11 protein-coding genes are annotated in these 14947 nt (G+C 56.4%); 2 read left to right on the top strand and 9 right to left on the bottom strand.

Annotated features, from left to right (window positions below; translation table 11 throughout):
* Positions 1-22 precede the first annotated feature (22 nt).
* From ggt to QGM61_RS08285, 3 genes are all read right to left on the bottom strand, one after another.
* Positions 23-1792, bottom strand: a complete 1770-nt coding sequence (gene ggt, locus QGM61_RS08295; RefSeq protein ID WP_281132660.1) for a gamma-glutamyltransferase — start codon at positions 1790-1792, stop codon at positions 23-25.
* 170 nt (positions 1793-1962) lie between these two features.
* Positions 1963-2559 carry an outer membrane beta-barrel protein gene (locus tag QGM61_RS08290; protein WP_281132659.1) on the bottom strand — a complete coding sequence of 199 codons (597 nt, stop codon included), beginning with the start codon at positions 2557-2559 and terminating at the stop codon, positions 1963-1965.
* 196 nt (positions 2560-2755) lie between these two features.
* Entirely contained in the window at positions 2756-3934 is a 1179-nt protein-coding gene (locus tag QGM61_RS08285; RefSeq protein ID WP_281132658.1) for a PQQ-dependent sugar dehydrogenase, read from the bottom strand.
* Positions 3935-4235: 301 nt separating this feature from the next.
* Here QGM61_RS08285 and QGM61_RS08280 point away from each other — a divergent pair, with 301 nt between their 5' ends.
* On the top strand, positions 4236-4430 hold the full coding sequence (locus tag QGM61_RS08280) for a PLDc N-terminal domain-containing protein (protein ID WP_281132657.1): 195 nt from the start codon (positions 4236-4238) through the stop codon (positions 4428-4430).
* 59 nt (positions 4431-4489) lie between these two features.
* Positions 4490-5077, top strand: coding sequence for a DUF488 family protein (locus QGM61_RS08275; RefSeq protein ID WP_281132656.1), 588 nt, complete (start codon positions 4490-4492; stop codon positions 5075-5077).
* Here the strand turns inward: QGM61_RS08275 and QGM61_RS08270 are convergent.
* The 6 genes from QGM61_RS08270 to QGM61_RS08245 form a co-directional block, all read right to left on the bottom strand.
* Positions 5064-6692 (bottom strand): alkaline phosphatase D family protein, encoded by a 1629-nt coding sequence (locus QGM61_RS08270; protein WP_281132655.1) that lies wholly within the window; start codon positions 6690-6692, stop codon positions 5064-5066. The genes QGM61_RS08275 and QGM61_RS08270 overlap by 14 nt on opposite strands.
* A 98-nt stretch (positions 6693-6790) precedes the next feature.
* A complete protein-coding gene (locus QGM61_RS08265; RefSeq protein WP_281132654.1) occupies positions 6791-9379 on the bottom strand; it encodes a M14 metallopeptidase family protein in 2589 nt (862 codons plus the stop codon).
* Positions 9380-9396: 17 nt separating this feature from the next.
* The gene (locus QGM61_RS08260; protein WP_281132653.1) at positions 9397-10113 is read right to left on the bottom strand and encodes a flagellar brake protein; all 717 of its coding nucleotides are present in this window, start codon (positions 10111-10113) and stop codon (positions 9397-9399) included.
* Positions 10114-10209: 96 nt separating this feature from the next.
* Positions 10210-10977, bottom strand: a complete 768-nt coding sequence (gene djlA / locus QGM61_RS08255) for a co-chaperone DjlA (RefSeq protein ID WP_281132652.1) — start codon at positions 10975-10977, stop codon at positions 10210-10212.
* Positions 10971-12338 (bottom strand): ribonuclease J, encoded by a 1368-nt coding sequence (locus tag QGM61_RS08250; protein WP_317622168.1) that lies wholly within the window; start codon positions 12336-12338, stop codon positions 10971-10973. Before QGM61_RS08250 ends, djlA begins: the two co-directional genes overlap by 7 nt.
* A 69-nt stretch (positions 12339-12407) precedes the next feature.
* The gene (locus tag QGM61_RS08245) at positions 12408-14885 is read right to left on the bottom strand and encodes a DUF305 domain-containing protein (RefSeq protein ID WP_281132651.1); all 2478 of its coding nucleotides are present in this window, start codon (positions 14883-14885) and stop codon (positions 12408-12410) included.
* Between the last annotated feature and the right edge of the window lie 62 nt (positions 14886-14947).

Below are 14947 nucleotides of genomic sequence, written 5' to 3'. Positions count from 1 at the left end.
AGCGTTGGGAGCGCAGTTATCATCACTCCGGTTGACCCGCCGCCACGGTGCCCTCACGTCGTGGATCGGCCGCACCGACCAGACCATCATCGGTCACCAGAATGACATGCAGACCAGAGTTCTCTCCCTCACTTTCCTGCACATTGTAGCCAGCAGCACGCAACTGGTCGGCAAGCTGCTGGCCCGGTTCAACACCAATTTCCACGCGCACAGTCTCGCCGCGGGCAATAATGTTCGGGAAGTCGATGGCCTCCTGCACACTCATGCCCCAGTCAACAATTCCCAAGACTGTTTTAGCCGTGTACGCAGGAATTGAATTACCGCCCGGCGATCCCGTCACCATGTACAACTGCTGATCTGCATCGAGAATTACCGTGGGTGACATGGAAGAACGGGGCCGCGCGCCAGGACGAATCATGTTCGCCTGTTCAGGTTCATCTGGTCGGTAGTCTCTGGAAAAGTCCGTCATTTCGTTGTTCAGCAGGAAACCAGCTGCCCAGCGACTGGAGCCGAACGGTGACTCAACAGTCATCGTGGCGGAGACTGCATTACCTTCGCTGTCCACAATGGAAAAATGTGTGGTGCCGGCCGCTTCCAGCGTCCGGTCAGGTGCCCACTCGGCCACCACATCCGTGTTCAGCACTGCTGACGGGTCACCATGCATAGGAGTCGCACCTGGCTCAGCCGGGCTGAGGCCACGATGTTCGAGATATTCCGGATCGAGCAACAGGTCCAGCGGCACATCAATGCGATCGGGATCGCCGAAATAATGATCCCTGTCCGCATAGGCCAGACGCTGGGCATCAACAAACGCGCGGACACGATCCTGTTGCGTGGCATTGTCGGGGAGCAGATGGTCATACAGATTAGCTACCATGATCTGCATGGCGCCCGATGAGGGTGGCGTGGCAGAGCAGATATTCAGATCGCGCCAGGGCCCGCAGATGGCAGGTCGCTCAACTGCGCGGTAGGCCGCGATGTCATCCATGGTCATTGTACCACCCAGTGGCGCAGCCTGAGCTGCAGCCACCATCGCCTCGGCAATCTCACCTGAGTAGAAAGCTGCTGGTCCTTCATCAGCTACACGTTGCAATGTCAACGCATACTCCGGATTGGGTATCACCATGCCAGCCTGTAAAGGCTCACCATTGGGATAAAAATACTCGGCGGCCCCGGGGTTTTCATCCAGGTTGGTGATCTGTGCCATTTGTGGCAGGTAACCGGCCATTTTTTCCGAAACCACAAAACCCTGGGAGGCAAGCTCGATGGCTGGTTCAAACAGAGTTGCCCATGGCAATTTGCCATAAGTGTCGTGGGCCAGTTTGTAGAGCGCAATGGTGCCAGGCACGCCAACTGAGCGACCGCTTTGCCAGGCATCAAGATATCCGAGTGGCTCACCGGCTTCTGTAAACATGTTTGCCGTCGCGGCAGCAGGCGCGGTCTCACGGCCATCCAGGAATCGCACCTGCTGACTTTCCTGTTCGTAAACAACCATAAAGCCACCACCACCCAGTCCCGAGCTCTCTGGCTCAACCAGACCAAGCACTGCATGGGCAGCAATCGCAGCATCAACAGCATGCCCGCCTTGCTCCAGCATAAGTGCAGCAGCATCGGTGGCGTATGGATTGGCGACGGCGGCCATGTAACCATGTGGCCATGCCGCCGCACCATCGACTGGCGCCTGCTGGTCGGGAGCGGGTGTGTCGTTTACAGATATTGAATCAGGCGAAGACGGCTGCTCGGAACAGGCAACCAGAATTGAGAGGCTCAAAAGTAACAGAGGAAATTTCATAACAGGGCATTTTCCTGCAGCGGATGATACGTTGACGTAATCCGTTGAGGGTATAGCCCTTTGCGCTCGGCGACAAGCCCCGCCGCGTCCCTGCGGCTGCCAGGAACTCGCCACCATCAGGGCCGGCGGTATGCGGCTGGCCCTGAGGCGGAGTCATTACAAGAGGCGAATCAGAAGTTCAGGCGCAGACCAGCGATCACGCCTTCGGCTGCGTCGCCCTCATCACCGTCAAAATAGCCGATAGAAAGCGAGAATGCAGACGTCAGATAGAATCGTGCATCGGCGCGATAGCCAATTTCCTGCTCGAAATCGTCACCATCGATATAATTCACCATACCCTCCAGCTCAACATTGTCGGTCAGCATGGCACGAATGCCGGCATCTATACCAAAACCATCGGCTTCAACAGTACTGCCACCGATATCCAGCTCACTGCGAATATACTTGGCACCGACGACCACATCTGCCTGCTCACTGAGGGGCGCGTGCACACCCAGGCCGGCGCTGTAGTTCATCAGCTCTGGCTTGCCGGTCCACTGCTGGAAGAAATAGTCCTCATCGTTTTCTGAGGTTGATGCCGTGCCCTTCAGGAACAGCGACTGCCCCAGACCGATACTGGCCTCAACGCCATAACCTGTGAAATCTTCGCCGAGCAACTCACCCTGGGTGTATTCCAGACCCAGGTAATTGTAGCTCGGTTGCGCCGCAGCGGCCGTTGCGCCCAGTAGTGACGCTAAACTCAATACCAGTAAAGTCTTGTACTTCATAGTGTCTCTCTCCATTTGATGATGATCCATGTCGTGCTGATACTGAAACCGTAACGAGTCACGCAGGGTTTTTATTCCACATAATCACAGCCACAGGATGGGAAGACAGATCAATATTGAGGTCTGGTTAAACAAATAACCCCCGATCCGGCACCGGATCGGGGGTTATTTGTTTATTCGCCTGGCCTTCAGCAAATCAGTTCGCTGGTTCGAGCCTCACAATGGCAGTTGGCTGACGTGAGCGGTCTTCAATAGCCAGATAGATATAACCATCCGGGCCCTGACGGATGTCACGCACGCGCCCGATACCTGGCACCAGGGTTTCTTCCGTCACCGCGGCACTGCCATCCGGAGACAGCGTAATGCGGGCAACCTGCTCGCCGCGCAGCGCGCCAGAGAAAACACTGCCGTTCCAGCGTGGGAACTGGCTGCCGTTGTAGATCATCAGGCCCGAGGTGGCGATGGAAGGTACCCAGTAGTGAATCGGGTCAACCATGCCTTCCTGACTCAGCGTCTCGTGGATGGGTGTACCCGGACCGTAGTTAACGCCGTGGCCAACCACTGGCCAGCCGTAGTTCTGTCCAGGCTGAATGACATTCAACTCGTCGCCACCCTGGGGGCCGTGCTCAGTCATATACATGACGCCGGTAACCGGATGGAACGCAAGCCCCTGTGGGCTGCGATGGCCATAACTGTAGATCTCAGGTGCGTAACCGGACATTCCCGAGAAGGGGTTGTCGGTCGGCGTTGAACCATCATCGTTCAGACGCACAATCACGCCCTGATGATTGGTGGTTACCTGCGCTGGATGGCTCTCCAGGTCGCCACTTGGCGGGGCCTGGCGATCACCCAGAGTCAGGTACAGATAGCCGTCAGCATCAAAAGCCAGACGGCCACCGTAGTGACTCGCACCCTGGTGATCGGCAACAAAAATCTCTTCAACGTCCACCAGTTCGTCGTTGACGAAACGGCCACGCACAATCGCCGTGGCGGACGCGCCTTCACCCTGGGGCTTGGAGAAACTGAGATAGAGTAACTGGTTGTTGGCAAAATCCGGGTGCGGCAACACATCAAAGAGGCCGCCCTGCCCGCGCGAGAATACTTCCGGCACACCAGGCACTGATCCCTCCAGTACCTCGCCATTGCGGACAATCCGCAGGTCGCCGTACTTCTCGGTGACCAGCATGTCGCCATTGGGCAACCAGTTCATTGACCAGGGGCTGATGACGCCCTCAGCGTAAGGGACAACGCGAAAATCGTGCAGCACAGATGGCTGGACACCCTCGAATGGCTCCAGGTTCTGGGCCTGAGCCGAGCTGAACATACCGGTCAACAGACCGATGACCAGCGCCTTTTTTACCAATGTACGTGACATATTCATTCACCTTTCTTTGGTTTGATTACAACAGGGTTAATCGTGAATTCTTGTTTCAGGACCCGGCATGTGAACTTATGCCATTCACAATCAGTTACTTATCCTGATGCGGACCCGACTTTTCGGAATCCCTATAATGCACCATTAATACGTCGCTTGGCGAGACCAGGACCACCGCAATGCGGTGAGACGAATTAGTCATGACAATCGGGTACTTGAGCTGGTAGCTTATCCCCGTGGGTCAGCACCCACCACTCGAACGCGACACAAAGACGACTCGTCACTATAAAGGAGACAGGACATGGCAATTGAAGTCGGTGGTCTGCTCGGTTTGATCTGGTTGTGTATCATCATATGGGCAATCATCAAGGTAGCCCAGAGTTCAGCATCGGGCCTGGCGAAGCTGCTGTGGATACTGCTGCTGTTGTTCGTGCCACTCATTGGATTGATTCTGTTTCTGCTGCTTGGACCTCGGCCCAGCAGAGCTGCGCTTTAGAGCCTGCTGCTCCCAGCCAGCAATTTACTGGTTGGGAGCAGCCTTGCTGTTCCTGAACCATGTTCACCATCGGATACGCCACCAAACCCATTGAGCAGTACATTGCCCAGCTGCATCGCTACGGAATCAATGTCGTCGCCGACATTCGCTCGGTTCCCTTCAGCAAAGCGTTTTTTGACTATCACCAGGATGCGCTGCGCGAACATCTGCGCGCCGCAGGGATTCGTTATGTGCATCTGGGGCCGGAGCTGGGACCACGCTCAACGGACCCGGCGCACTACGATGGCACCGGTCAGGTTCAATTCGACCGCCTGATGCAGTCTGAGCTGTTCCGGCAGGGTGTCCAACGCCTGTCCGACGGTGTCAACAAGGGCTTTCGTATCGCCATGACCTGCGCCTGCAAGGATCCGGCCATCTGCCACCGAAGCCTGCTGGTAGGCTGGGCGCTGCAGCACCTGGAAGGCCGGCAACTGCAGCACATCCTGCACGGGGGCGAGCTGGAGTCCCAGTTTGAGCTGGAGCAGCGTCTGCTGCGCCTGACCGGCACTGTGCCCGACATGCTGACCGGCGAAAAGGCAGCGCTGCGGCTGGCCTACGAACGCCAGTGCCAGGCCTGCGCTTACCGAAAGCCTGCTACACCCGCGTGAGCTGGTGAGATCCGACGGCAGTCGTCAGTACTGCACCCGGCTGCACGCTATATTCACGCTCTGTCACTGTCGTAACGAAATGCCAGCTGGCTGTTGCCTGTTCTGGAGTAATACCCACCTCAAGCCAGCCTCGACCATTTGCTTTCATGTACTTCAATTCTGGCGATGCGGCCAGAGTTGCCTGCTCAACCTGCGCATCCGGCAAAGGCAGGAAATTCTCAAACCCTGGCGAGCTGACACTGGGGGTGCCCAGCTCTACAGCCACAGGTGTGCCAGTGTCGTTATGCAGGTCAAAGGCCCATGAGCTATGCGTATCGCCTGCCAGTACGACAACATTGTTGGCATGTTCTTCTATCGCCTGGAAAACACGTTCGCGATTGGCCGGGTAGCCGTCCCAGGCATCCAGATTGAACGGCAGCCCCATCTGGCTGCGGGCCCGCAGCATGCCGTAGCGACCGCTGATCAGCGCATCGCGACTATCCAGCGGCAGCTCACTGTCAGCAAACTGAGGCACGAATAATTTGCCCATCAGCAGCTGCTGCCCCAGCACCTGCCAGGGAATTCCAGCCTCAGCGGAACGCCTCAGCTCATTCTCCAGCCACTGCTCCTGCTCAATTCCCATAATCGTGCGGCTGTCATCGCTCAGCTGGCTGCGCAGTACATCAATCGACATCTCATGGGTCAACTGCTCATCACGCCCGACCAGGCGGGTGTCAAGCATGATCAGTGAGGCCAGATCACCAAAGTCGAAACTTCGGTAGATGATGCCCCGTTCAAGTGAGCCTTGCTCGCGGATCGGCATCCATTCATAAAATGCCTGTATAGCCGCTCGCCGTCTGTCCGCGAACGGACCTTCGCCATCGTTGTGATTTTCGGCACCACTGTGCCAGGTATTATTGGTTATCTCATGGTCATCCCATACGCAGATGAATGGGTGCGCCAGATGCACTGCCTGCAGATCCTCATCCATACGATACAGGCCGTAACGTGTGCGGTAATCCTCAAGACTGACGATCTCGTGTTCAGGTTGAACATTGCGTCCCTTCTCCAGCATTTCGGGGTTGGCGTAACCGCCCTCGGCATATTCGTAAATGTAGTCGCCCAGATGCAGCACGGCGTCATACTGGCGATTTGCTACCTCGCGATAGACATTGAAGTAGCCCTGCGGATAGTTGGAGCAGGACAGCACCGCCAGACTTATCCGCTCAACGCCAGTGGCTGCCAGGGTGCGCGTGCGGCCGACCGGGCTGAACACCCCACCTGCGGTAAATCGATAGTAGTAGGACTGACCCGCTGACAGACCATCGGCATCGACCTTGACTGTGTAATCCCGAGTGGCATCAGTTTGCACCTCACCTTCGGAGACAATGTTGGCGAATGCCTCGTCTGTTGCCACCTGCCACTGCACAGACAGGCGCTCTGCTTCGCCGCTGCCGGGCAGCACGCGCGTCCACAGAATGACGCGATCCTGCAGTGGATCGCCACTGGCAACACCATGCGTAAAATGTGCTGCCGCCGCTGCGCTTACCGGGAATCCACGCAGCGCCAGCACACCCAGCGTGGCAGTTGTGGCCCAGAGAAAATGGCGGCGATTGAATCGAATGGGGGTGCTCATGACAAGTCTCCTGATCTCAAGGCAATAAGCAGAGACCTGTCAATCTATTAGCGTCGCGCGACAGCTTTATGACAGCCATCGCGCGAGCGTTGATCTTCCTATTCGGTGGTGGCCGCGTTGATGGTGTGTCCAAAGAACACAGCATTCATGAACAGCCGGGTTGTGCCGTACCAGAAGGCACGGAAGTTAGGATTGTCGGTCATCGCAATGACGCGACCACTGCCGTGTCGACTGACTACAACGGCTGCGGTTCCCGCAATCTTCTCAAGATTCTGCTCGGAGATATAACCGCTGGACAGAGGATCATCTGTGTAGACCAGCGGTGTTGCATAGGGATTGTCAGCCACCGCCATGAACTGGGCGTTGTCACGGAACAGCTTGATGCCGGAATGATTGTAGCCGTAACCAAGCGGATGGGTCAGATCCAGTTCCGCATTGAATATGCTGCCACTGATCAATTGCTCACCGCTGACCTGCTCTTGCGATGCGTACGGTCGACGACCGGCGTCCTCATCTTCCGGCTCCAGCAGCGTTATGTTGGCGATTTCCTCGCGCGCGGCCCAGCTCAATGCGGTTTTGTAAACGATCAGGGTTCCACCCGCAGACACCCACTCCTTGATTTTATCCGTTGGCAGGGAGTTGTAATTGCCGCTTGGCAGGACCAGCACATTGTAGCGATCAAGATCTGCATCGCGAATGGTTGGCAGAGTCAGCAGTGAGACCGGAATCTGATGCTTCTGGTCAAACACATGCCAGGCTTCGCCTGCCTCGGATGAGCGCACACCGTCGCCGACAGCAATCGCAACCTCGGGCTTGCGCAGAGCCATGTGGGTGCGGCTGCCAAGATCGACACCATCTACACTCAGGCCACCGTTAAGCACCGAGACGTCAATGCCATCCTGCTCGGCAATCGTCTGCATCAAGTCACGAATTGCGGCACCATCCACGTCCTGAGGTCCAGCAGCGACCAGAATGGTGCCATAGTCAAAGCGTCGCTGACCGTTCTGCGTTTGTGCTGTGAAAGGCTCGCTGGCAACTCTTGCCCGAACGCCGGCGTCGAGCAGTCGGAACGCGGCCCGTGGCGCATAGAATTCGTCCCACTCGAACGCGTACAGATAGGCATCGGCGGCGCTTTCCAGCATTCCGCGCGGTGGCGACTCCACTTCGACGGCCGCACCCAACAGCTGTTCGCCGAACTGTCGACCTGACAGTGTCGCAACAGGGGTGTTGAATGCAGACGGAAATGTCCAGGTGGAGATGTCGTAGAAAAGGTTGTCTGGGAATTCAGTGCGATACTCAAATACCGACTCGATCAGCCGGAACTGATCCTGCGCCAGTGGCACAACGTATGCGCCGCCTGCCTCGAACGTCTGGTCTCCGGCCTCTACATCACTGGCCAGCGTGTATACATCTATCTGATGCCGACGCAGTATCTCGGCCATTCGATAGGCAGAAGCACGGTCACGGGCATCACCGAATACATAGGCACGTACCTCAGCATCTGCCGCCAGTTCGCGCGATTCTTCGTAGAAAGCCCGCTGATAGCTCAGCAGCTCTTCGCGCAGGCTGACCGCGCCTTCGAGGGTCGACAGTGAGGCCAGAAACTGGTTCTGGATAGTGAACGGAAAGCGCAGGATACCGTTCTCTGTCTCCCGGGCATGTCCGCGAGAACTCGCCTGCTCAAACAGAATGCCAACACCGCCGGTCACATCCGGATAAGTGGAACCTTTACCGTAATAGAAGTCATCAAAACTTTCACGAGTGTAGAACAGCCGCTTGTCGGCTTCCAGAATATCGGCATGAAACTCCGCAATCTGGCCGGTCAGCTCCTGATTGCGCTGCGGCGTGATCGGATGAGTTCGCGAGGGGATACCAGGCTGAAAGAAGAATGTTGCGTCCGACCCCATCTCATGGTGATCAGTCAACACGTTCGGGCGCCAGCGATAATAACTCTGCAGTCTGGCGATACTTTCTGGATGCTGCAGTGGCAACCAGTCGCGATTGAGGTCGAACCAGTAATGGTTGGTACGCCCACCTGGCCATGGCTCATTCTGTTCAAGATTCTCGGGATCGGTGCTGAGTTGTATGCCGCGACGGCTGTTGACCCAGTTGGCAAACCGGTCCATGCCATCCGGGTTGAATGCAGGGTCTACCAGAATCACGGCTTCGTTCAGCTGACGCTCGATTTCCGTACCCTGAGCTGCCGCCAGATGGTACACATAAAGCAGCGCTGCATTGACTCCGCTGGGTTCGTTACCATGCACGCTGTAACCCTGGTACAAAACAACCGGCATATCGCTGATATCGTTGTCACTGTCAGCCTGAGTGAGTGCCAGGTGGTTGCGACGTATCGACTCGATATTGGCATGATTCTCGGGCGAGGTAATTGTCAGCAACAGCAGCTCACGGTTTTCGTAGCTGCGCCCGGTTCGTTCGATCGTAACCCGGTCAGAAGCCTGTGCGACAGCGTCCATATATCGAACGACCTGATCATGACGCACGTGCCACTCGCCTGGCACCATGCCCAGCACCTGCTCCGGCGTCGGTATGTCCGGATCGTAGCTGACACCTCCCGGCAGGTAGTAATCCATTTCTGCCCGGGCATCGGCAGGATTCTGAGCCTGGGCTGCTGCGGCAACACACAGTAGCAAAAATACGTATTTAGCAATTGCGTAAGCAGGTTTCATAACAGATATCCTACGGGTTACAAATTGTCTTTTAATAGATTCTGGTACACCATGTTCGTCAGGTACAGTTTTTCTTTTTGTCTGAGGTCAACAAACTGCACCCCATAGGCTGTGTCATCCTCGCCCGCATTGATCGCTTTGACTCTTGCTTTGATCTTCATAAGAACATCCATGCCAGAAGGATTGATGCGAAAGGCAATTTTGATTTCATCCTCCAGCACCATGGCATCCTGACGGCAAATCAGTCTGGCCCCTCCACTACTCAGATCGACGATACGAGCCGAATGTTTACCCGCATTAGTCTCGATAGTCGCCACTATGTCAACAGCGACTCGGGCCGACTCCCTTATGCGCATTGACTGAACGGATTCCGGATACGCCAGATGCAGGTATGCGAACGGTGACAGATTGGATTTCAGGATCTGGCTTCTGTAAGCCACAGCATCACGCCCGATAAAGCAGCGAACCAGAACCTGCTGGCCTTCCCTGAAAAAAAGCAGTTTGCCGTTACTTTTTGGGGTTGCAGCCATAACACTCAGTGGCGCATGAATACCTATGACTTTAGCTTGATAACGCTCCGGCTTACCCACCCCGAGTGTCTGTATCTGAATCATGTCCCCGGGCGACAGTTTAAAACTGTCCAACATTGACTCATTTGCTTCCCTGTCTGACGACGGACTTTCAGTAGCCGCGTTGTTAGCACCTGAATTCTCTGATTTATTTTCCAGCGCCATTTTTTATCGTTCGTCCATCATTGTTGTTATTCTCTATTTAAGACTGCGATTTTATTTACCGCTTGTCAATTCATCGAGTGACATCAAACACCTGGTTTACTGCTCTTTTCGGGCATCACGAATAATGTCATAGGCATTGGTAATATCGCGTGCTTTGCGCTCAGCCATTTCGCGCATATTGTCGGGCAGGCCCTGGCTGGCCAGCTTGTCAGGATGATTCTCATTCATGAGCTTGCGATAGGCACGTTTCACTTCGGCGTCACTGGCCGATTCGGGCACACCAAGAACCTGGTAGGCATCTGCCAGTTTCTGGCGCGTCGATACACCGCCACTGCCAGCCTGCCCCATACGCAGCATGGACTCCAGTTGAGCAACCTGAGACTCGGGCAGGCCCAGCCCGCGAGCAATACGCAGCAACATTTGATGCTCTGCCGGATGTACCTGGCCATCTGCAGCGACGGCACTGATCTGCACCTGCAGAAACATGCGCAGCAATGCTGGGTGTCCCCTGCTAATCTGACGGAACTGGCGCAGCTCGCCATCCAGGTCGAACTCGCTCTGTTTGCCGCGATTGAACGCCTTAATCGCTGACTGGCGCTGGTCGGCATTCATGCGCAGCTGACCAAACATGGTCTCTGCAGCTTTGACCTCGTTCTGCGTAACAACACCGTCTGCTTTGCACAGCGCGCCCATTACCGCAAACATGGAGTCAAGGTACGCAGACTGTACCTGAATCAGTTTGGGCCCGGCACTTTGTAGCAGCCAGGCACGCACCAGCAGCGCGATGACAGCACCAAACACAAAACCTGCCGGGCCGCCGAACAGCAATCCCACAAATCCACCTATCAACACGCTGGTCAGCATGGTCTCTCCACCTTGTTTAGTTGTGCGCGCCGTTCATCCAGCCAGAGCCGGCCTACTGGCGCAAATCCTCTTTCCACACGGCCATTGACAACATCGAAAAGGTCGCCGTTCTGCCCCAGTAATGAAAATGGGACGCCTGATGCCTGTGCGATATCAGCATTGCATTTCATATGCCACCGTTCACCATGAACGGGAATGGCGATGCGTGGCAGCACCCATTGATACATCTGTTTAAGCTCATCAGCATAGGGGTGACCCGAAGCGTGCAAGGCACGATCTGAGTGATCAGCATGGACAACGCGAATCTGTTTGTCAGTCAACGCACGAATCAGACCCTCGACATCACCCTCGTTGCCCGGAATCGTTTTGGCACTGAAGATGACAGTATCTCCAGGTGACAGCTCAAGATCCGGATGATCGCCTGCGGCCAGCCGGTGCAATGCGGCCCTCGGCTCGCCCTGACTGCCCGTGGCCAGCACCAGGACATCGCTGGCTGGCAGATATGCCAGGTCCCGCACATCAACCGGATTGAAATAGGTATCCAGATAACCCGCAGAACGGGCACAGGAAACCATGTTGTGCAGAGAGCGCCCCATCAAGCCAAGGTAACGACCGGCAACGTGCGCTACGTTGCCCATGGTCTGCAACCGCGCAATATTACTTGCAAAACACGCCACTACTACCCGGCCGGGAGCATCCCTGACAGTTGCCAGCAGGTCCTCGAACAACTCTGCTTCCGAAAGCGAATGCCCCTTCTGCGGGGCGTTGGTTGAGTCGCACACAATGGCATCCACACCCCGGTGAGCCAGTTTAGTAAAATCGCTGCGCTCCAGAGCCGGCCCCACAACAGGAGCAGCATCCAGTTTCCAGTCGGCAGTATGGAGCACCTGTCCAGCCTCGGTGCTGATCAGCAAGGCGCAGGTTTCAGGCGTTGAATGAGTTATGGAGATCCAGCGCACCTGAAACGGACCTATCGATATCTCCTCGCCTGGCAGCACCGTGTACACAGGCGCCTCTATTCCTTTCTCGCGAAGCTTTCTCAGCAATACCTGGCGCGTGAACGGCGTGGTGTAGACAGGACAGCGAAACTGACCCCAAAGGTGGGCGATGGCGCCTATATGGTCTTCGTGAGCGTGGGTGGCAATCAGACCGGCAAGACGCTCAGTGCGATTGCTGATGAACAGGGGGTCGGGCATTTCAACCCGGTTGAGGCCACCAGACTGCTTCTCGAAGGTCACGCCGCAGTCGACCATCAGCCATTGACCGGCATGGCCATAAAGATTGAGGTTCATGCCGATTTCACCACAGCCGCCCAGCGGTAGAAACCAGAAATCGTTTGAGGAGGGTATCATGGAAGCCATGTTACCACTGCTGCCATGACGGGTGTAACTGGCGCCGTGACGAAGCCGCCACGGCGCCAGTTCGGTGCTTTACTGCAGGCGTGCTGCGATACCTTCCAGCGTATCAGCCAGGCCGTCGTAGCGGCGTTGAGTGGCTCCACTGCTGTCATTGGCAGCGCTTGCAAAGCTGGCAGCCAGATTGGTCAACTGCTGCGCCGCATCAGCGCTGTTGTTCCCGGACTGCAGAGCCGAATCAGCCTGGGCCAGAGCGTCATTCAGCGCCGCCGCCAGACCCGCGTCAATCACATTGCTGCGCTGCAGCTGATCGAGGTAGGCACGCGCAACAACCGGCTCAGCAGGCCATTCCAGACGGCTTTGCGTCTGTACGTTGACGATACCGCCGCTGGACAGCAGCGAGGCTGCCGCCAGTTCGTTCTCAGACAGGTAGTCACTGGGGGCCAGCTCGAATACATCCAGGCCTCGCGCAATTTCAGTGCCGTAGATATAACCGTTGTGCCAGTACGCAGACCAGTAACCACCCATTACCAGCTCTTCTTCATCGATTGGACCACGATCGAAGAACGCGATTTCAACCGGGTTGGAGGAGTCGGTAAAGTCCACCACTGAAATGCCACCCTGATACCAGGACTGCGCGAGAATATCGCGGCCCGGCACAGGCACCAGCGAGCCATTATGCGCTACACAGTTTTCCTGCTCGCTTTGCGGCGCTGGCAGCTTGTAGTAGCTGCGGAACTGCAGCTTGCCATCAACGATATCGTAGATCGCATCGGCACCCCATGTGTCCGGATCCTGCGCACGACAACGGGCACGTGAACCGCCACCCCATTCATCAGTGAAGATCACCTTGGTGCCGTCATTATTGAATGTGGCCGAGTGCCAGTATGCGAAACCGGTGTCCACCACCTGGTCCAGTCGCTGGGGATTCTCCGGATCAGAGATATCCAGAAGGATGCCATTGCCTGAACAGGCACCTGCTGCCAGGCCCAATTCCGGGTAGGCCGTGATGTCGTGGCAGTGGTTGGTCTCGGCGGTGCGCTGTGTTCCGGGGCCGTGATCGCCACCCTCCCACAGACCGGCGAGCACACCCGAATTCGGGTCAGAGAAAATGAACGGACTGTTAACAACACGCGCGTCCTGCGGACGGGCCAGTGGCACTTCGATCACATCGATGCGGAAACGTGATGTCTCCGGATTCTCGAAGGGGTTGTCATTCGCACAGCCTTCCAGCTCTTCGCCATCTCGGACGACGCTGGTACCTGAGTTGTAAACCAGAATGCGGCTGTCATCTTCGGGGTCAGGTATCACTGTATGAGTATGCGAGCCGCGACAGGTCTGTACGGCCGCCACCTGACGTGGTCTTGTGATGTCACTGACATCAAAAATTCGCAGACCACGGAAGCGCTCATCACTGATCGTATCGGCGATGCCCTGCAATCCGCAATCCAGTCGACCACGTGTCTGCTCCACTGACATGATCAGCAGGTTTTCAAACAGTGTCACGTCACCCTGACCGCCCGGGCAGACTACTGAAGCCAGCAGTTCCGGGGATACCGGATTATCGATATTGTAGATATTGAAGCCGTGATAGTTACCTGCAACCACCTGATTTCCAGAGAACGCCAGGTCAGTATTGGCAAAGTCCAGCAGGCTGGGACGTGGTTCGGCTTCTTCGTCATCATCTTCGGCAGCAACCTGCTGTCCACCAGATGCCAGCGCTCTCACGCGGCTCATTGGCAGGCCGGCCGGATTCTCGGGGTCATAGAACCCCTCAGGCTTGGACAGAGCAGCAACCAGATTCATATTCATGGAGGCCTGACCAGCGTCCTGGAAGCCAGCAGCCAGATTGACGCGTGGGTCGGGGGAAAATCCGGCCAGCATCAATTCCATGCGCTCGATCTCGGCGGTCTGATCCGATGTGACCTCGTTGGCGAACTCAAAGAGCACGGAACTTTGTGCCGAGCCCCGCTGGTCCAGAAGGTCTTCCACCATGGCAACCGCACCCTCGTGGTGTTTGATCATGAATTCAAGGAACAGTGAATCAAACTCGGCGCCCTCGGCTGCCTCCAGCCGATCCATTTCTTCCTCGGTTATCATGCCGGGCATCAGACCGGTGTGATTGCGTCCGTGGTGCATGCCGTGGCCACCGTCCGGCAGCTCGGTCGGCTCACCGCGTTCTTCCAGCCAGTCCTGCATCAGGGCAATTTCATCGTCCTGAGACAGGGCGATACGTTCAGCCAGCTGCATGATTGAATCACGTTGCGCACGATCTGGAACCAGGGCAGACATTTCGATGGCCTGCTGGTGGTGCGCAATCATGCCCTGCATGAAGCGCACGTCGGCCTCCACGTACTCCATGGTGGCCAGATTCGTCGCCTCAGCGGCCGTCAGCTCACGGCTGTCCTGGCCAGGCGCTCCTGGCTGGATGATTGGAACCTGCTGCGCAAAGGCAGAAGCGGAAAAGGATGCAATTGCGACCAGCAGTGTGGCTCGTGCGCAGCGCCGAAAGCGAATCGAGCATTCGGCGGACAATGAATTGGACAGTGACATGTTATTCAGCTCCGGGAAAAATTCGGGAATCCCGCCAAGAATAAAACGGTTGGGCGCTGATA

The sequence above is a fragment of the Pseudohongiella sp. SYSU M77423 genome (assembly GCF_029911965.1).
Taxonomy (GTDB): domain Bacteria; phylum Pseudomonadota; class Gammaproteobacteria; order Pseudomonadales; family Pseudohongiellaceae; genus Pseudohongiella.
Note: the sequence above shows the minus strand (reverse complement) of the source record. Positions and strands in the feature narration are given on the sequence as shown.